The following is a 19,852-nucleotide window of genomic DNA, read 5'->3' as shown; positions in this document are numbered from 1 at the left end:
TCAGCAGAGCTCCCCCGAGGGGCAATTGAGCCGTCAACGGTTCCGGCCCGGGCCCATTGCCCCTCGGGGGGAGCGGCAAAATGCCATCTTCTATATTCGTTGTGTCCGACAGGACATTACCGTTTATATGAAATACACCGCTGAACCGATGAGTATTTCAAGCTTTGTTGTGGACAGAGCCGGATCAGAATGCGATCCGCCCGTGGCGGTTATAGTGAAATCGCAAACAGAGCAAGATTACCCAGGCAATGAATGGTTACAGATGCCGCAAGAGCTCCTTTTTTTTCATATGCCAGTGTAAAAACAACACTGCCGACAATCTGGGGCACGGGAACGGCAGCACCCGGAGAATGCATCAGAACAAATAGGCACGTTGTTATACCCAAGGCAATCCAGACACCGCATTGCCTGAAAAAGCCATAGAGAACACCCCGAAAAAAAAGCTCTTCAGCCAATGGCCCTATGAGACCGCCTGTGATAAAAAAAAGAACCCGTGCCCCCACCGTTTCCGGCAGGGGGACATGAAGCAGCACAAAAAAATTGACTCCCGCCAGCAGCAGCAAAGCCCCACCTGCCAATGCAACAGCACCAAAGATCAGCGACCACCTGAGCCCCAGAAAGAGTCCAGCTGTCAACTGTTCTCTGGCCAGGCCCACGGAAAAAAGGCCCTGTCCGAAAACATGGACAGCCAGAACAAGAGAGACAATTTCAAGAATTCGAAGACCTGTCAACATCACCAGACCCGGAATCTGGGGAAAAAAAGACAGAAGCGTCCCCCCCCCGGATTCCAGCACCACAATGGTCATGACAACCATAACCATTGTTTTTAATTCAATGCGCCCTGTTTCCATCCCAGTTGCTTCACCGCCCGATACCCATACCATTGAATATACCAGTGATCCGAAGTCGTTATTTTATGAATAACCTTGTGCAGATCTCGTTTGTCCCCTCTTTTTCCCAGGGCGTATAATGCCTGGCACACCACATTGGGCTGGGAGTCCTCCAGCAGGCATAAAAGACGTTTTTTTACCCCTTCCCCCCGGGAATACGAAAGTGCCCGGGCTGCCCAATATCGCTCGGCCACATGGCAAGTTTTCACCAAGGCCCCGCCGACCTGAACCTCAGAAATATCTATTTTTTTCCTGCAAACAACCTTTAACGCACCGATACGTTCTCGCACATGGGGCGAGGCAAGGTAATGAACGGGATTTTGCTCCACGTGCGGGGAAATGCGTGACTCGAAGGCCAGAAAACCCGACAGCGCAAGGGCAAAAAAAATAATGAAAGCAGGAACCCCTATCACGATCCAGTTTTCAGAGCAGCCCATTTTTCCCAAAAAACTCTGCAGCAACAAAGCAGAAAAAAGATACATAAAAACGGGCAACCCCGCCACCAGACCCCAATAAATCATCTGCCGAAATCGAATATAGCCATCGGTTTTAAAAGAGAATTGTTTTAACAGGGCCGATGATCTTTTTAAAAAAACCCCAGTTCCGCATTGCAGTATTTTTTTCCCCCCATGGCTTAACCACAGGTGCTGTCCGACTTTTATCACAGCCAGGTCCGCCTGGATACCCGGAGTCACAGGGAAAAAATCAGCATTCACCAAGATTTTCTCAATGCTTCTGCCCAGGGCATGGTCCCCTCCAGTATCAATAAAACAAGTATTCACGTTCCGCCGGTGAAGGGGTTTAAATACCCGGGCTGCATGGAGGGTGTATCTGTAATAAAAATCATTGATCATTATGCCCGCAGAATTGGACAACAAAAAGCTATCCCTGAAATTGCTGAAGGCGATATTTTTTCCAAAAGATCCCATGAGACCCACTGAAAGAAATACCAGAAGAATGTGAATCAAAAGGCCTTTTGGGTAACGATATTGAGGACTGGGCGGGCGACGTACCACAGTGAGAAAAAAGACGACACAAAAAATCAGAAGTAACGTTCCACTGATGATAAGCTGGGGGCCATTATAATTAAGCATGACAACACATTCCGCCCAGCAGAGAAAAGCAATACACAAAATGGTTTTATTGCGACCAAAGAGATGGTGCCATAGCCACCCAAAGAAAAACGCGATGGCACTCAGGCCGGCCCCCAGGGTAAATGTAAAGAAAAGACCGCCATTGAAGGCTGTGGATAACGTTCCAAGGCGAGTTACAGCATTGCCTGCAGGAATGGTAAAATATACTGGCACTGTTCCATGGATCGCTTTCAGAGCGGCCAGGAGCTCATGATTGGATACGTACACCAGGAGCATGAACCCCACCTGCGCCGTAAAAAGGCCTGATAACAAAACCAACGGTGTTGACAGGCCTTTTTTCATGGAAATCAATGGCAGCACCTTTTGCAGAAATTTAATTCCTTTGTTTCAATGCAATGCAGGTAATTGCAGCAAAAAACAGAAAAACAACAAGCATGATCTGTGGGACTGCAGACCCAGGCACGTCCGCCTGTACTGAATTGATAAAACAAGAAGAATTATTATCATTTTTTTCTTCGGGATAAAGGGTTTCGCTCAGTTCATCTGCAAGCATTTCATGTGTCCGTGTCGTGGGGTGAATGCTGTCCCAGAACATGTAATCATCGGCATCTCCATTCACATTACCGGTCCTGTTTCCTTCGGAATCCAACTCCATATAGGTCCCAGTCACATTAGTAAACGCATTGGTATCGATAAGTTCTGTAAAAAAGGCAAAGGAATCAAACAAATCGATTGAGATGCCTGACAAGTTCGCCTCAAGGGAGTCAACCGTGGCTGCAAGAGCCGTATTATAGGTCTGAATCAAAGCGGTTACTGCCGCAATTTCCGCTTCACTTTTTAAGCTGTAAGCCGGCAATTTTCCCAAATCCGGCAAATTGAGGATCAAAAAATTTACTGCACCCTCGGAGTAAAGAGAAATAACAACATCTGAAATATTGTTTACTATATTAGCTATTAACACTTCAGGATCTGCAGTGTAGGATTCTCCCTTGCCGAATTCCAAAAAATCATTTCCACCAATCCATACGGTGAATAACGTCTCTTCTCCGTCAAACTGAGGATCGGTGGAAACAAAAAGATCCACCTGCCCCACAAGACCCAGCTGGGGAAAGGTTCCACTGTCGGACAGGGCCTGAATATCAGCATTTTCATGGCCCAGTGACATGGCACCACCAATGGCATTATTGTCAAGATTTGCCCCCCAGTTCGCTGCAAGGTACTCCACCCACACGTCACCATTGGACCACACTTCCGGTGCACCATTTGGATTGGTATCTGGATCATACACACCCACGTAAGACGACAATCCATTATGATCGGTCAGGCTGTCACCAAAGGCAACTATATTTTCGTAAGTTCGCGCGTGGGCAGAAGTGGAAAACGCCATCGCAAAGGCAACAAGTACACAAACAGTCAAGAAAACTCTTTTCATCTGCTGATTCCATTTAACCATTGTCACACTCCTTTAAATGTAATGTTTTTCTTTCAATATTTTGACGGATCAAAAGAACTATGTAATATATGCATTGAATTTTCAAGAACAGAACTATCATGATGTTTGAAATACTTCAATAAACAACATCAAGCATAAAACAAATAGGGGACACACCACATTTTTATCAAACCGTTATTTATTTCCAGTAAAAACATTGCCAATTTCACACCTTTTAAGGTAGACAAACGTGGTCTGTCCCCCCTATTAATTTATTCCCAATTTGACTATTCCAAATTTCGGGCTTTTTAAGATGAAAAAAACGTGGTCTGTCCCCATTTTTCAGAGGAGCTAAAATGCTGAATACAAGTTTACCTGTAATGGATGATAAGGAGGACAATACACTCCCCAAAAAACTTCCCCCCCTCATGGACACCCATGTGCATATTTTTCCGAGACAGATTTTCTCGGCGGTGTGGAAATGGTTTGGTACCCATGCATGGCGAATCCGGTATCAGATGACCAGTTCTGAACTGCTTAAATTTCTACTCTCCCGGGGTGTTGGTCACATTATAGCCATGCAATACGCTCACAAACCCGGCATGGCAAGATTTCTGAACCAGTACATGGCTGCAAAATGTCGCGAATTTCCCGGAAAAATCACGGGTCTTGCCACGGTGTTTCCCGGTGAGGTAAATGCCGAAATCATCCTGCAGGAGGCCTTTGACCTTGGTCTTAAAGGGGTAAAACTCCACGCCCATGTGCAATGTTTTGACATGAACAGCCCTGACATGAATCGGGTGTATGAGTGCTGTCTGAAGCATCAGAAACCCATGGTTATGCACGTCAGCAGAGAACCCAAAAGTCCGGCATACAAGTGCGATCCCTATGAACTGTGCAATGTTGACAAGCTTGAAACCGTGTTAAAAAATTTCCCGGGTCTCAAGATCTGTGTCCCCCACCTGGGATTTGATGAGATATTTGCTTACAAAACACTGATAGAAAAATATGACACACTCTGGCTGGATACTGCCATGGCCATCACCAATTACTTTCCCATTAAAGAGACCGTACCTCTCAATCAATACAGATCAGACAGAATCATGTACGGGTCTGATTTTCCCAACATACCCTATGCCTGGGATAGAGAGGTTAAAGTGATTCAGGCAACCGATCTTTCACAGAACTCTCTGGAAAAAATCTGCTGGGGAAATGGAGCTGAATTCTTTCAGGTCCAACCCCATTTTTAGTAAATATTGGGGTTGGTATTGTACATGTTTGGACAGTGCCCCTTATTCGCATGTTCGGGACTGCGTGACATACAAATGCTATAACGGGGAGGGTTCAGGCTTGTGTTATGGCCAAGCCTTTCGGGGTCGCCCCGGCCTTGGTCGATAACGCCAATAACACAAGCCTGAAACCGTTCTCGCAAAATCGGCAAAAAAAACTTGAACATCGAGTAAAACAGGTGAAAATGGGGTGTTGACCGAATAATTACCATTTTTATTTAGTTTGACACCGCCTGCCCAAACTGATATTTTAGCAAACTAATCAGGTACCCGTCATAAATTCACGGGTAAAAGGGAATCCGGTTAAAATCCGGAACGGGCCCGCCGCTGTAAAAGGGGGACGAAAGTCAGAGAAAGTCACTGTGGAACACCATGGGAAGGCCTGACAAGTAGGATGATCCTTAAGTCAGAAGACCTGCCTGATTGCATAAGATGGGATGTCACGGTAACGCTTTCCATCAAAGATCATAAGGACAAAAAGGGAAGCCCTTGATCGATAACGAATCGGTTTGGGGCTTTTGTTGTTTCATGCCCCAAATCACAGACCATTTATCTGTATACGCCATGACGGGTGCTTCATACCGACTTCCAGAAAGAAGTCCGAACACACCATCACCGGTCATATACATATCAAAAAATGGGTTTTGATCACAAGATTGCCCACCCGTCACAATTGGCGGTCAAACGGATTCAGGCTTGAGATCAATCCCAAACAATGTTTTAAAGGGGCAAAAACAAAGATGAAACGCAAAATCATTTACTTGGCAGGTTCTCTGCTGTTTCTGGCAATGAGTCACACGGCATTAGCCGATGAAACCACCACGGACATGGGCGAAATGGTGATCACCGCCACCCGCACAGAAATTTCGCTGGATAAAATCGGCGGCAACAGCGTCACAGTTATCACATCCGAAGAGATTGAGGCAAAACAGCAAAACAGTGTGGGAGACCTTCTCCGAGGCATTCCCGGCATTGATGTCATTTCCAACGGCGGACCCGGCACCGCAACCACGGTGTTCACAAGGGGTGCCGATTCCAAGAACACCCTGATCCTGATTGATGGCATCATGTTAAATGATGTGTCCGGGTCCAACAGAGGGGCCGATCTTGGCAACATCAATGTGGATAACATCCAACAGATTGAAGTGATCCGAGGTGCCATGAGCGTCATGTACGGCAGCAATGCCACCGCCGGTGTCATCAACATCATCACCAAAAAGGGAAAGAAAACCCCCACGGGTTCGGTGAAAATTGAGGGCGGTTCCCACGGCACATGGAAGACAGGTGTCAATGCCGCCGGTGCCACCGACAAAATAAATTTCGCCCTGTCTGCATCTAAAACCCGGATAGACGGTTACTCCATTGCCAATGATGACAACAGCGCTATAGCTCGGGGAGAAAGCACCGACGAAGACGACGCATATGAAAACACCACGTTGTCAGCTAATGTGGGAGTCGATATCACCGACACCTTCAGCATCAGCGCACTGGCACGATACATTGATTCTGACGGGGACACCGATGCCTACAACTGGGCGGGCTATGCCGAGGATGGAGACGCCAACACAGAATCCACCCAGACCTTTGGCAAAATTAATATCAACAATAAATTTTTTAACAACCTGCTTGATTCCACACTGTTCTGGCAGATGAGCCGTCAGGACAGAGACTACTATGAAAATGGGCAGAAAACGTCCACCTATGATGGTGACACCGACACCTTTTCATGGCAGGGAGATCTTAATTTTAATGCCCATGTACTGTCCGTTGGGGCATCCTATCTTGATGAAAGCATGAAATCAGAATCCTTCGGTACCTATGGCTCAAAATTCAAAGAAAAAAGTGCCGACACCAAAAGTTACTGGCTTCAGGATCAATTCATGAACGTTGAAAACCTTGTCATTATCGCCGGTGTAAGACTGGATGACCATGAAACCTTTGGCAACAAAGCCACTTGGCGGGTGGCACCTTCCTACACCATGGCTGGCACAGGAACAACGTTAAAGGCAAGCTACGGCACAGGTTTCAGAGCCCCCTCCCTTTATGAACTTTATGATCCAAGTTATGGCAATGACAAACTTGATGCCGAAAAGAGCCAGGGCTGGGACGTGGGGATTGAACAACAATTTCTCAACGGCACAGCCAAAATGGGTATCACCTGGTTCTCCATGGACTATGACAACCGCATTGATTTTGACATGGCCACCTGGACCTATGATCAGGTAGAAGGCACAACAAAAACCAAAGGTATAGAATTGTTTGCCGGCTGGGACCCCCTGGACACTCTGGGATTCATGCTCAACTACACCTACACGGACACCGAAGATCCCGATGGAGAAACCCTTGTTCGCCGTCCGGAAAACAAAATTTCCCTGAACACCCGTTATATGTTCCTGGACAAAGGAATGCTGAACCTGGATATCAGATGGGTGGATGAACGAAAAGCCTCTCCCTATGCCAATGACAAAGACGGCAATGCCGTGGGCACGCTGGATGCCTATACCCTGGTGAATCTGGCAGCCTCCTGGGAGATGACCCCCCATGTCCAGCTGTTTGGCCGGGTGGACAATCTCTTTGATGAATTTTATGAAGAGGCCTTCAGTTATGCCACCGGCGGTGTATCTGCCTATGCCGGGTTAAAGCTGACCTACTAGCCCAACGGACCTGCGCCCACCCCAAAGTGGCCATGTTGTGACCAAGTCCTTTGTGTTATTGAAGATTAATACCAACGTCTGCCATAACTGGGGTGGGATCAGGTGACACAAGACTGATCCCCCAGTCATAACACCGCTGAGTGATCGAGATGAACGAAGATAGAATCAAGTCCGAGAATTAAGTGCAATAGGAACTTATAAATGAAAAAGAATTTTTCCATGACAGTATTCCAGGCCACTGCCATGGTACTGACAATGATGGTTACATGGGCATCGGCAGGTGTAGATATCACCGACACCCGGGGCAGACAGATTTATTTTGATTCCCCGCCGGTGCGGGCCGTATCAATTGTCCCCTCCACCACCGAGGTGATCTGTAACCTGGGAGCCGCCAATGCCCTTGCCGGGGTAACCTACCACAGCACCCTGCCCCGTCAGAAAAACGACAAACCCATTGTGGGGGGATTTTCATCACCGGATATTCATAAAATCGCAGCGCTGAATCCCGATGTGGTGTTTGTGTCAAGTTTCCAGCAAAAAACCATTGATCAACTGGAGACCCTGAACATTAAAACCGTGTGTCTCGACACCACCTCCTATGACCAGGGCATGAAAAACATTGAAATCCTGGCCGATATTTTTGATAAAGTCCAACAGGGCAATGCCATTCTTGCGGACATTGAAGACGACCTTGCCGTCATTGCGGCAAAACTTGCTAAATTAAAGGACCTTAAACGAAAACGGGTCTTCCGCCTCATGGGGCGGGACACGGTGATGACCCCCACAGCCAACGCCTTCTTAAACCAACTGGTGATCCGGGCAGGCGGTATTCCCATGGCACCCCAGGGCGATGGTCTGGTAACAGAAATAAGCCTTGACCAGTGGCAGGCGTTTAACCCCCAGCTGATCTTTGGATGTGGCGACGATAAAAAAGCTGCACAACGATACTTTGACCAGGACGGCTGGAAGGATGTGGATGCCGTCAAGCAGAAGAACATTATTTATTTTCCCTGTGAATATACATGCAGGATATCCTCCTACGCTGGGTATTTTGTCAAGTGGCTGGCCGCCACCATTTATAAAGACGAGTTCTTCCAGCCAAACAATCAGGTCTTCCCCGATGAGATTCTTAAAACAGAACCCATTCCCATTGCCCTGAACCTTGTAAAGGACAGTCAACGGGTCACCACCCGCCTGGCCGATTTCAAACAAAAAACCCTGGTCATAGATTTCAAAACGCCCCAGTCGGTGCTGTCCACCCTGGAAGGATTTAAAACCGGCATTACCACCGTGGCCAATCACTACCTGTCGCCCCCGGCCTGGAACATGGCCCACACATTAAAAACAAATGAGATGGCGGCCCGCATTCTCTCCACCGTTAAAAGAAACCCTGCCACCTCGGCCCTTCTCATGACAGGTGCCGACATGGACCATCTAACGGTGACCCAAAAAAACTATAAAGAAATGAAGGTGACAGCCGTTGTAACCGCCGGGGTCTGTTCCAATGCCCAGCGGGCCTCGCGGTCCACGGGGTTTTATTATGATCCCGGTACCATCAACATTATTATCATGAGCAACCGAAAGCTCTCCCACCGGGCCATGAGCAGGGCCATGATCTGTGTCACCGAAGGCAAAACTGCGGCCATGGCGGATCTGGATATCAGAGCCACAGACGATCCCCTGCATCTCCAGGCAACGGGTACGGGCACTGACAACATCATTGTGGTCCAGGGAGAAGGTGCTCCCATTGAGGGATCTGGTGGACACACCAAACTGGGAGAACTCATCGCCAAAGCCGTGTATGACGGGGTTAAACAGGCGGTATTTCTTCAAAATGGCATTGTCGCCCAGCGCAATGTATTCCAGCGACTCCAGGAACGGGGGATATCCCTTCATGGCTTGGCAAAAAGTTCCCAGTGTCAATGCAGCAGAACCAAGGACAGCACCATGGCATTGGAACTGGAACGACTGCTGCTGATGCCCCGGTATGCCGGTGTGGTGGAACAGGCCTTTGCCCTTTGTGATGCCATGGAGCGGGGACAGTTAAAAGATTTGTCTGCCTTTTCCTCCCAGGTATTAAGCGTGGCCAGGGACATTGCAACGGCCCCCGTTGATGTGCTGACAGATTTTTCATCCACCCGATCTTTGCCAGAGCCCCTGGGCCTTGCCTTTAATGCGCTGATGACAGGCATTGCCACCCTGCATGACCTTTCCCCGGGACCTGATGAAACTGAATATACCGCCAGCAACCCGGCTGTCACGTCAACGGAGGTCACCCATGGGAAAGCCGCTGTCACCCCAGCAAAAGAAGCGCCGGGGGTAGTGCCACCGTCCCCGATAAAAAATGAGGAAAAGGCAAAATTCACAACGACACAGCCCCGACTTCTCCCCTTGCCCCGGCGTATCATCTCACTTGGCCCGGTACTGACAAAAACCATCTATCTGTTGGGAGCCGGAGACCGACTGCTGGCCGACACCACGTATTGTGATGATCCCCCCGGTGCCGAACCCAAGGAGAAGATCGGCTCCCTCATCCAGGTCAATGTGGAAAAAATTATCAGCCTGAAGCCTGACCTGGTACTGGCAAGCCAGTTTACCAAAGAAAAGCAGATCCGCATATTAAAACAGTTTAATATCAAGGTGGAACCCTTTAAAAATCCCAAAACCTTTGAAGAGATCTGCGCCAACACCCGACGATTGGGTCACCTCCTCGGTGCATCTGATAAAGCAGAAAAAATTATCTCAAAGGCCCAGTCAGAACTGGCAGATATCCAGGCGCTCATCGCAGACCTGCCCCCCAGAAAAGTGTTCATCCAGATTGGTATTAAACCGCTGCACACGGCCAATGAAGACACCTTTGTCAATGAGTTCATCCGACTTTCCGGGGGCATCAACATTGCGGCCCATGAAAACTCCGGGGTGTACAGCCGGGAAAAGGTGGTAAAGAAAAATCCAGATGTCATTCTCATCTCCACCATGGGGTCCAGCAAATCCGCCGGTATCACGGAAAAACAGCAATGGATGGCCTTTGGCACCATGGGGGCCGTTAAAAATAATGCCATCCATCTGCTGGACTCCGAAATCATCTGCAGCCCCACCCCCCTGATCTTTACCAGGGGCGTAAGAGAAATCACCCGGCTGCTTTACCCATCACTGGATCTTAAGGGATAATATGGGACGCTCCCGATTCATCACCTGGGCCTGGGTACTTGTGTTTCTGGTGATACTACTGTTCTTAGTGTGTGCCCTGGCCCTTTGCACGGGCAGTGCCGGTATTGGCATCAAGGACGTCCCCGGCATTATTTTCCATGGCCGGGGAACCACCGATTACAATATTTTATTTAAAATCCGCATGCCCCGCATCCTTTTAGGCATTGCCACAGGCGGGGCCTTGAGTCTTGCCGGAGCCATCTTGCAGGGGCTTTTCAGAAATCCCCTGGTGGAACCCTACACCCTTGGCATCTCCGGCGGTGCCTCCCTTGGGGTGTGTCTGAACATCCTCTTTAAATGGCATGTGATCATCGGCATCATTGCCTATCCCCTGTCGGGATTTTTCGGGGCACTGACCGTGATCACACTGGTGTATCTCATCAGCATCAAGACCGGCATGGTCAAGACCGATACCATGCTGCTCACCGGGGTGATGATCAGTTTTGTGTGCTCCTCCCTTGTGATGCTGCTCATGGCCGTGTCCAAAAGTGATGAGTTGCAGACCATTGTGTTCTGGATCATGGGGTCCCTGGATGAAACTAACCTGACCTTGATTAAAATCTGCTGCTTTGGCTCCCTTACAGGCCTTGTGATCTCGCTTTTTTTCTGTCTGGACTTAAATGCCCTGTCCCTGGGTGAAGAGGAGGCCATGAACCTTGGCATTAACATTGAACGGTCCAAAAAGGTGCTGTTTGTCACCGCCTCCATCCTCACCGGGCTCAGCGTGTCCGTGGGGGGGATTATCATGTTTGCAGGACTCATTGTTCCCCATTTCATGCGTATGACCGTGGGGTCGGACCATCGCATTCTGCTGTTGGGGTCATTTCTGGCAGGGGCCTCTTTTCTCACGTTGTGCGATGTCATTGCCCGCACCATCATCTCTCCCCTGGAATTGCCCGTGGGGGTAATCACCGGCATCATTGGCGGGGTGGTGTTTATTTATGTGTTGACCCGAAAGCGAGCCACATCATGAATGACCAGACAGCCATTTTAACGGCGGACCATCTTTACTGCGGATATGGAAAAGCCCCGGTGCTCAAGAATATCTGTTTTGAGGCACAAAAGGGTGAGATCATCAGCATCATCGGCCCCAACGGATCGGGGAAAACCACCCTTTTAAAGACGCTTTGCGGGGTACTGAAACCCCGGCAGGGTAAAATTTTCATCAAGGGGGAAGAGATACGCCATCTTTCCCGTGCCTGCATTGCCAGAACCGTGGCCCGGGTCTCCCAGACCATTGACATGCCCCCCATGACGGTGTCGGCCTATGTACTCATGGGACGCTTGCCCTATTTTAAACGCTACCAGTTTTTTGAACGCAAAGCAGACATTGACAAGGTAAAGGAAACCCTTGAACTGCTTGGCATCGCCCATCTTGAAGAAAAATCCATGGATGCCATCAGCGGAGGACAGCAGCAGCTGGCGGCCATTGCCAGAGCCTTGGTGCAGGAGCCGGACCTGCTTTTGCTTGATGAACCCACCTCCCATCTGGACATCACCCACCAGGCGGTGATTTTAAATCAGATTCGGCGGCTGAACCAGCAGTTTAACCTGTCGGTGATCATGGTGCTCCATGATTTGAATCTGGCAAGTGAGTATGCCCATCGGTTGATCCTGTTGAATGGCAAGGCCGGGGAGGTGTTCTGTACTGGCTCCCCTGAAAGGGTTATTACCAAGGAATACATTGAAACGGTTTATAAGACACCGGTGATTGTGGATCGGCATCCCCGGTCTGGTAAGCCTTTTATTCTGCTGGATGGGTGAAAGGCCAGGTTTCTTGAGAACTTAGAAGGATCCCCGACTTTTCAGGTCAAGAAGTGCTGTTATTCTTAAGTTTATCGAGCATATCATTGAAGCTTTCTTCCATGAAAGTATAATACCGGATACCGAATTCCAGGGTGGTTCGCTTCCATGGCTCAACATTGCATTGACTGACACGATCTTTGATCTCATTGATGGCCTGCAACTGCTCTTTAATCTCTTTGTTGTAAACCGTCAGTTGCTCCTGGATCTGCTCCTTTTCAAGGTAATCATAAAAAAAGACCTTGAGCAATGCCTCATCCTTGATTCGACCGATCCGGGGGGGTAATTCCAGCCACTGCCGGAACAGCACCCTCCCCGAATCTGTAATGGTGTAAATCTTATTTAGTTTACCATTCTTGATTCGCTGACTGACATTGACCCGGCCATCCTTTTCTAATTTTTTAAACTTGGGGTAGATGCTGCTGAACCCGGTGTTAAAAAAATAGTGGGTGCTGTTTTCCATATACTTTTTGATTTCATACCCGGTCTTCTCGCCATCCATTAGAAACCCGAGCAGCATCATCTCAACCATACCATCCTCGAATCAGAATACGTCTGCCTGTTATTGGTGAGGGGGCACAATTTAGGCCACTTTGGGGTGAGCTCAGGCTTGCGTTCTTTACGCTTTTGTTGAAATTTATCTTTAAACACAGACCTTTGACAAAAGCAAATAGCCTGCTAAAGAATGCAACCTCTAATACCACATAGCCTGTGGCGGATGGTCCATTATGTAATTAAGCCCCCTATTCCTTATTTTTTTTACTGCATTTTAAGCGGAATCAAAGAGGTCCCCCTTTTTTCTGCGGTGATGGTCATGAGTTCCTGGCCGCTGGCTGGAGGAGCCACCTGAAGATCTTTGGCTTTTTCCTCCAGACGAATGACATCTGCGGGACAGGTGGTGACGCAAAGGCCACATCCGATGCACCGGGCCTGGTCTATCACGGCAACATCATTTACCCCTATCTCAATGGCACCCATCTGGCAGCGATCCAGGCAGGTCTCACAGGCCGTACACGCCTCTTCATCAACAACGGCCCAGTACCTGTTGTATACCAGTTCTCCCGGGTTGGGAAGCAAGTTCAAGGCCCGCAGCACACCGCAGCAGTCTCCGCAGCAATTACACATCCCCCCCGGATTGACCATGTTGGCTGGCTGGTTCACAAGCCCAGCCTCCTCGCATTGATCCAAAATCTCACAGGCCTCTTCGTGGTCTATGAAACGCCCCATTTTGTTTTCAACATAGTAATCTGCATGGGAACCGAACATAAGGCAAACTTCCAGGGGTTTGCCGCACCCCTTGTCCAAAAGACCCTGCTGGGTACGGCAGATACAATTGGCCACGGCAATTTTTTTCTTTCTTTTAACAATGGCTTTTGCATCTTCGTAGGCCGCCACCTTATGGACCACATCAATGGACTTGCCCACCGGAATGGTTCTCAGGGGAACCACATTGTTGCCCATTTTCTTGAGGAAAATCTCTTCCATATAGGAATTGGTCAGCTCCGCCAGCTCTTTGTCCATCCGTCCCAGCTGAAACTCATAGGAACCGATGACAAAAGGAATGGCCGAGTATCTTTTCTTCCCCTCTTTTACATGGCGGAAGAGAAGCCCCCTTTGTGCCATATCTTCGAGTTTCTCCGCAGTCTCTATGGGCGATTGACCTGTTCGTTGAGCTAAGGACTCCGGGGATTCAAGCAGCATGGAAAGCTCCAGATACATCTCAGCATCCGTCTCAGTGTAAATTTTTTCCAGGATTTTAATCTCCACCCCCGAGTCGCTTGCCGGAAATCCAGTTGAGTATTGGTCCATCTGTTCCCGAAGACGCTGATAAATTTCAGCTGCCATAATACGCTCCTTTAATTCATATAGTTATATATCAATTTGATATATAACCACATATAAAAAGAGATCCTTTGTGTCAATCTGTTTTTTCCATTTAGCGCTCGTGTCGTCCTGGTAACACAGCAAATAATTGGGTATGATCAAGGCGCAAAATCAGATTATAGACCACTCATGGCGCGCAATTCATAACGCATCACCGTTTCCACAGGCCGTGGCTCCTGTGTTTCCCCTTTGAGATAAACCATGATATCGGCGCTGACAATGCCTTTTTTACACTGCTTGGCCTTTTTTTTCAGACTGGCGATAATATTACCGGCCTTTTCGATGGAACAGTGACGGCAGCTATGTCGAGGAAGTTCCAGAATGGCAACGGAAACGGTAATCAAATCAATTTTTTTAAGAATCCCCTCCCTGTCCTTTGCCACCATGAATCCTTTTTCCATGGTCTCCTTGTCATAAAAACTTTCCGCATTTTTTTTAAAACGACGGGCAAGCAGGGCCATCTCAGCCTCCACCTGGCAGCGATCCATATTTTGCAGCCCCATGAAAAAATCATCGCCCCCCACATGTCCCACGAAACGCTTGTCTGAAAACTGGGATTTTCTCAGCAGATCCGCAAACATCAGTATCAACCGGTCACCGCTTCTGAATCCGTACCTGTCATTGTAGGGCTTGAAATTATCAAAATCAAAATAGACCAGATGATAGGTGGAGGAAAAATCAGCAAGGCTTTTACTGAAAAATTCGTGGATCATGGTATTCCCGGGCAGTTTGGTCAACGGATTCTGGTTTCTGGCAAGGGTAAGGTTTTTTTCGTTGATGATTTTCAACATGGCCTGGGTGCTCAAGACCCCGATATATTTCATATCATCCACAATGATCAACCCCTCGTGGTTACTGCATTGGGTATATATCTCAATGAGTTTTTCCACAGAAGAATGGATGTCGGCAATGGGCATTTTTTTGGTAAACTTTGAAATATTCTTGCCGAACGATGGATTTTCCAGCAGCTGCCGTCCGAATTTGGAGAAAATATACTCATTGAAAGCGTTCTCGCAAACAACCCCCACGGGCTCCTCGTGTCGGTTCACCACCGGGAAAAAGCCCCCATGCTCCACCTTTCTAAACAAATCAAGGACTCCAATGATATCGCTGTCGGCAAAAACAGGTTTTATGTACCTGATCTCACCGGCAATAAGGGATCTGTCCTTGAAAGCACCGTTACGCTTTTCCTCCCGGGTTATGGTTTCAATCTTATCATAACGGATCTTTAACTCGTCAAGGCCCAGCTGGGGATGCTCAACAAAATATCCCTGGATCATGTCACAGCCGATCTCCTTGCACTGGTTATACTCGTCAACAGTTTCCACACCTTCTGCCAGCACAAGACTTCCCATGAAATGGGCAAAATTGACAATGGTGGAAACCACCAGGCGTTTTTTGGGATCATTACCCATGTTCTGTATAAAAAAACGGTCAATCTTTATATAATCTGGTTCTGCATAGTAGAGCAGTTGAAGTCCTGAAAATCCGATGCCGCAATCATCCACCGCGATCTTATAGCCCTGCCTTCGATAGGCGCTGAAGGTTCTGGGTACATCCATACCATCGTGAAAGGGGTGCTTTTCTGATATTTCAAAACAGATTTCGTCATGGGAATAACCGTGTTCCTTGAGCATCCCCATGGTATTGCCCGGGGCATAATCCCTGGAATCAAACAGTCGGTTATCCAGGTTGTAGAACAATTTTACATGGCGATTCCCTTTAAAGCGGGCAAATTTCACAATGGCTTTTTTCCTGAGGAAGAGATCCACCTGGTGAAGCACCCCTTTCCGGTAGGCCGTGTCAAACACATCACCTATGGAAGAAAATCCACCAGCTTCCCAGCATCTGAGCAGGGCTTCAAACCCAAAAGCATTACCCGTGTGGATATTGACTATCGGCTGGAATGCATAGTCCAGTCTTGAAAGTCTATTTAACCATTCTTCATTGATGAACTTACCCATATTATTAACATTTCCTCAAATTTTACCTGAAAGACACCTTGCTTATCCGCCCATGGGAGGCTTGCGTTTTTCAGGTTACAGATATTCATAAACCAGGCTTGATCCGATGCTCTATCGCCCATCACAAATACCGGGCCGGAGAACACCGATTCTGCGGCAAAATACCGCTGACAGGAATTTGATCTGACAATTGAAACAAAAGTCTATCTTGAAATCAAGTACAAATAACTTTTACCTGTCATACATGAGAATATGATCAGTTTTTTATTAGGCAATGATGAGACGTTGGCTCCGGAGAAGAAAGAGCAGCTAAAAAATCCATGCCGCCCATGGCCGGATATTAATCAATAAATAATAAACCGCCAATAAAACACGAACATTTCCCTGCTATTGTTGCCGCGACAGTCCAACAGATTATCCCCAGGCAGGCGTTTTACCTCAAGTTGGGGATTGGTCATAACATGGTTCACCAGACAGCTTGGTGGGCCGGCGGGGTCAGGCTTGTGTTATGCCTAAACCCCGATCATCAAACCTGATCTTTTTTATTCAAATTCAATAAGAAACAAAGGAGATGAAACATGAGCCAGGAAATAATTGCAACCTATCGTCCCACGGAAAAAGAGTCCTACATGAACCAGAGACAGTTACTTTACTTCAAGCAGAAACTGCTGGAACAGAAAACTGAATTTCAGGAAAAGGCATTGAAAATAAAAGCCAGGATAAAATGCTTTAAAACCAACCCTGCCGACCTGATCGATAAAAGTGATTTCTACATGGATATGGAGCGGAATCTCAGTAATTATGAACGCTATAACCAGAAACTCAAGCTGATCAATGGCGCATTGCAACGCATGAAAACAGGTCAGTTCGGCTATTGTGAACTCACCGGAAGCCCCATTGGTCTTGAACGACTGGAAATACTTCCCTATGCAAGCATGTCCGTGGAAGCCCTTGAACTCTTTGAAATGCCAGGGGGATTTTCTCAGGCCTTTTGCTATCAACCCTGCGCCTGATTCAGGGCAAATTCTCACCTCCAAGTGGCCCTTGTTGTGACAAGACCCAAACAATCAAAGCCTGAAAAAAAGGAATCATCGTCCATGACAGCCCGTCCCACATTCCTGGAAAAGCAGGAGCCATCCTGCACACCTTCCATGGATTTAACGCATTTAATAAAAATACTGGAAATCAAGAATCCATCCAACACCGATTATCCGGCCTCCCTGCCGTTTTCACCACGGGACGTCACAGCCGGTGTGGAAAATGAGTTTCAGACCATGGTTCAGGGCAAAAAACAGGACGTTGATCTTGCCATTGCCATTGAAGCGTCAAGCTTTTACAGGAACATGCTCCGCCGCACAGCTTCCGGCGACAGTCCCCGTAAAATGCTTGACGTCCTTGAAGAGCTGCTGACCCTTGGCAAAGACAACTGGGCCGGCAGCTGGGTAAGACTTCCCGTCAAGAGTCTCAACACCTATGCCCATCACATTTTCCAATCAGATTTAAAATCGGACAAGACCGATCCCGGATCGGTTCGCAGGAGTGATGCCGACAGCTTCACAATCCAATGGGATGGAGAAAAATTCATCCGTGTCCCCGTCAGTTATCTGTTAAAACTTGCCCTGGCAGATGCCATGGGAGAAGACCAGGGCCGTCATCCCTTTATACGCATCACCGGCGAAAAAATGATGGGCCATTTCCTCAATGACAACACCTCTCCTGAAACTTTTTCCTTTTATCCCATACAGGGTATTTCTTCCCGGGGAGCAGGAAGCCTGACGGCCCGGGAAACCCTGATACGTTTCGTTTTCACCCAGCTGCTGGTGCAGTACGCCCAGATAAAATTTTATCTCAGCGCCCATGGACAGACGGTGAAGGTGTTTTTCTCGGCATCCCCTCCCCTGTGGCAAAAAGCCCTTAACGACGTTATCCCCGACACCTTTTACCGCCACCTTTTCATGAGTCCCTGTCTTTCAGGCTGGAATAGGGGCCAAGAAAAACACGAATACATGAAGGTGTGTCACAAGGTCCTGAGCCGCAGCCGCATAAACAGCCTGCCCAAATTAAAGGAAGCCGGTATAATAAACACCAATCTTGTTATTCTTCCCAACAGCTCCAACATCAGCCTTGCCAATAACGGAACCCATATCAGCATGGGAAGCAAAAAGCTTGGCCGTCTTCTTCAAAATCCAGATTCCGGTTTTACCTCCCTCCATGAGAAACAGCTGGGGGATCTGGTCATTAAAATTGTTGAGCACTTCCTCCCCCTTTTTCCAGGAACTTACAGTTCAGCTCCCTGCCGGCTGAACTTTGAAGAGTTTCATCCGGAACAGGTTATGGGGTTTCTTCCCCACGAGATGGATTATACCCATCTTCGAATGATATGGCGACGCTGGAAAAAAAAAGCCAGCATCAGCATTCTGGGCAAGCCGGTAACCCCCTTTGGACCGGTGTGGCTGGATCGGCTCATCGGCAGAATCTTCTGCCTGAAGGGAGATTTTATTCCCGATTACCGGCTCATAGACTATTTTGTTTCCCTTATGAGCACCCATGAAATCCCCTGCCTTGACGGCACCATGGGAAACGGTGACAGGCTTAAAAAAGATCTATCCCAGATGGGAATCTTTGATACCCGCATGCCCCTTTACCAGCTGGTGCGTATCCGCTCATTTTCTGACATGGGTTTCAGCGGGTTTGAGCATAGATACCACAGCATTTTTGAGAACATCATCACAGACATGGCCGGGGCACTGGATCTCCAGAACCTCATCACCACCCTTGCCTGGCACTATATTGTTTCAGGGGAAATAACCCATGCCGATATCCCCGACACTCCCCATGTGGAAAGCGAACGCCGCCAGATTTTTTTCGGCAGTGCCGTTAATCTTCCCACCTTTTATGTCAAGGTCAATACCGGCAACCGGTTTTTAAAAAAAATCATATCAAAGGTACCCAAGACCCGTTCCAGCAGGCGATACCCCGGTTATATAAGGGTTCTGCGCACGGAGTACCTTAAAACTTTGATAGAAATAATCCAATCCGACGGCCGTGAAATTGTGATCCAGCAGCGAATGAAATGCGTAATATCCGATCTTAAGGCCCGCCTTAATTCCCCAGAGGTTTTTTCATCGAGCGGACGTCTGATAACCGGGATTCTATCCCATGAAAAAAACAAATCCCCCATGGCTCACAAGGGAGAAGACTTTAATCGCAAGGCAGAAAAATATTACATTGAAACCCTGCGTAAAAAACACATGGAACAGGGGATCAATCTTGTTCAGGAATCCTTCAGCCGTCTGGATCTCTGGGCTGGATCCCGTGATCCAGCCTGCCGGGAGGCCATTAACAATATTCTTGACGGCGAAGATCTCATGAATTTCATCACATCCGTCAAAACGCCTTTTTTAGAAGAGACCATGTCCATGGAACAGCTCAAAAAATTAATTCACCTTATCATTTTATACGTGGACAGGGAAACCCGGACCTGCAGACCCCATGTATAACCGCCACGGGCGGACCGTATTCTGACCTTGGTCCGCCCGCAACGAAGCATGAAAGAAGGTTAGCCTTCTCTACTCTTTCATATAAACCCACATGGTAGTAAGCACCTGCCACAACGAAGATAGAAAATGGCA

Annotated in this window: 13 protein-coding genes and 1 riboswitch; of the genes, 7 read left to right on the top strand and 6 right to left on the bottom strand. The window is 48.0% G+C overall.

Translation table 11 applies throughout. The features are described 5' to 3' along the window. Positions 1-209: 209 nt before the first annotated feature. Genes ACYQ2M_RS09230 through ACYQ2M_RS09220 form a run of 3 tightly spaced genes read right to left on the bottom strand, consistent with a single transcriptional unit; the run spans position 210 to position 3,437 of the window. A complete protein-coding gene (locus ACYQ2M_RS09230; protein WP_459916046.1) occupies positions 210-851 on the bottom strand; it encodes a CPBP family intramembrane glutamic endopeptidase in 642 nt (213 codons plus the stop codon). Further along, positions 827-2,326, bottom strand: coding sequence for a HEAT repeat domain-containing protein (locus ACYQ2M_RS09225; protein ID WP_459916045.1), 1,500 nt, complete (start codon positions 2,324-2,326; stop codon positions 827-829). Before ACYQ2M_RS09225 ends, ACYQ2M_RS09230 begins: the two co-directional genes overlap by 25 nt. A 31-nt stretch (positions 2,327-2,357) precedes the next feature. Continuing rightward, the gene (locus tag ACYQ2M_RS09220; protein ID WP_459916044.1) at positions 2,358-3,437 is read right to left on the bottom strand and encodes an SGNH/GDSL hydrolase family protein; all 1,080 of its coding nucleotides are present in this window, start codon (positions 3,435-3,437) and stop codon (positions 2,358-2,360) included. Positions 3,438-3,772: 335 nt separating this feature from the next. On the opposite strand from ACYQ2M_RS09220, the gene ACYQ2M_RS09215 reads away from it, so the two are divergent. The 5 genes from ACYQ2M_RS09215 to ACYQ2M_RS09195 all read left to right on the top strand — a co-directional run bounded on the left by ACYQ2M_RS09215 (position 3,773) and on the right by ACYQ2M_RS09195 (position 12,333). Beyond that, positions 3,773-4,666: an amidohydrolase family protein gene (locus ACYQ2M_RS09215; RefSeq protein ID WP_459916043.1), complete on the top strand. Its 894-nt coding sequence runs from the start codon at positions 3,773-3,775 to the stop codon at positions 4,664-4,666. 286 nt (positions 4,667-4,952) lie between these two features. Next, a riboswitch (cobalamin riboswitch) is annotated at positions 4,953-5,142 on the top strand. Between the two features lie 303 nt (positions 5,143-5,445). Continuing rightward, entirely contained in the window at positions 5,446-7,359 is a 1,914-nt protein-coding gene (locus ACYQ2M_RS09210) for a TonB-dependent receptor plug domain-containing protein (protein WP_459916042.1), read from the top strand. 201 nt (positions 7,360-7,560) lie between these two features. After that, complete coding sequence (locus tag ACYQ2M_RS09205; RefSeq protein WP_459916041.1) at positions 7,561-10,530, top strand: adenosylcobinamide amidohydrolase; 2,970 nt, start codon at positions 7,561-7,563, stop codon at positions 10,528-10,530. 1 nt (position 10,531) lies between these two features. After that, positions 10,532-11,542 carry a FecCD family ABC transporter permease gene (locus ACYQ2M_RS09200; RefSeq protein WP_459916040.1) on the top strand — a complete coding sequence of 337 codons (1,011 nt, stop codon included), beginning with the start codon at positions 10,532-10,534 and terminating at the stop codon, positions 11,540-11,542. After that, the gene (locus tag ACYQ2M_RS09195) at positions 11,539-12,333 is read left to right on the top strand and encodes an ABC transporter ATP-binding protein (RefSeq protein ID WP_459916039.1); all 795 of its coding nucleotides are present in this window, start codon (positions 11,539-11,541) and stop codon (positions 12,331-12,333) included. Before ACYQ2M_RS09200 ends, ACYQ2M_RS09195 begins: the two co-directional genes overlap by 4 nt. A gap of 46 nt (positions 12,334-12,379) precedes the next feature. Here the strand turns inward: ACYQ2M_RS09195 and ACYQ2M_RS09190 are convergent, their stop codons facing one another. From ACYQ2M_RS09190 to ACYQ2M_RS09180, 3 genes are all read right to left on the bottom strand, one after another. Continuing rightward, entirely contained in the window at positions 12,380-12,904 is a 525-nt protein-coding gene (locus ACYQ2M_RS09190; RefSeq protein WP_459916038.1) for a PadR family transcriptional regulator, read from the bottom strand. Between the two features lie 227 nt (positions 12,905-13,131). Further along, positions 13,132-14,217, bottom strand: a complete 1,086-nt coding sequence (locus tag ACYQ2M_RS09185; protein ID WP_459916037.1) for a 4Fe-4S dicluster domain-containing protein — start codon at positions 14,215-14,217, stop codon at positions 13,132-13,134. Between the two features lie 155 nt (positions 14,218-14,372). Next, positions 14,373-16,220 (bottom strand): GGDEF domain-containing protein, encoded by a 1,848-nt coding sequence (locus ACYQ2M_RS09180; protein ID WP_459916036.1) that lies wholly within the window; start codon positions 16,218-16,220, stop codon positions 14,373-14,375. 578 nt (positions 16,221-16,798) lie between these two features. Here ACYQ2M_RS09180 and ACYQ2M_RS09175 point away from each other — a divergent pair. Next, a complete protein-coding gene (locus ACYQ2M_RS09175) occupies positions 16,799-17,233 on the top strand; it encodes a TraR/DksA family transcriptional regulator (protein ID WP_459916035.1) in 435 nt (144 codons plus the stop codon). Between the two features lie 84 nt (positions 17,234-17,317). Further along, positions 17,318-19,720 (top strand): hypothetical protein, encoded by a 2,403-nt coding sequence (locus ACYQ2M_RS09170; protein ID WP_459916034.1) that lies wholly within the window; start codon positions 17,318-17,320, stop codon positions 19,718-19,720. The last annotated feature ends 132 nt before the right edge of the window (positions 19,721-19,852 follow it).

The organism is Desulfocicer niacini (genome assembly GCF_054657595.1).
The sequence above is the reverse complement of the archived record's forward strand: the minus strand, read 5'-3'. Positions and strand labels throughout refer to the sequence as shown.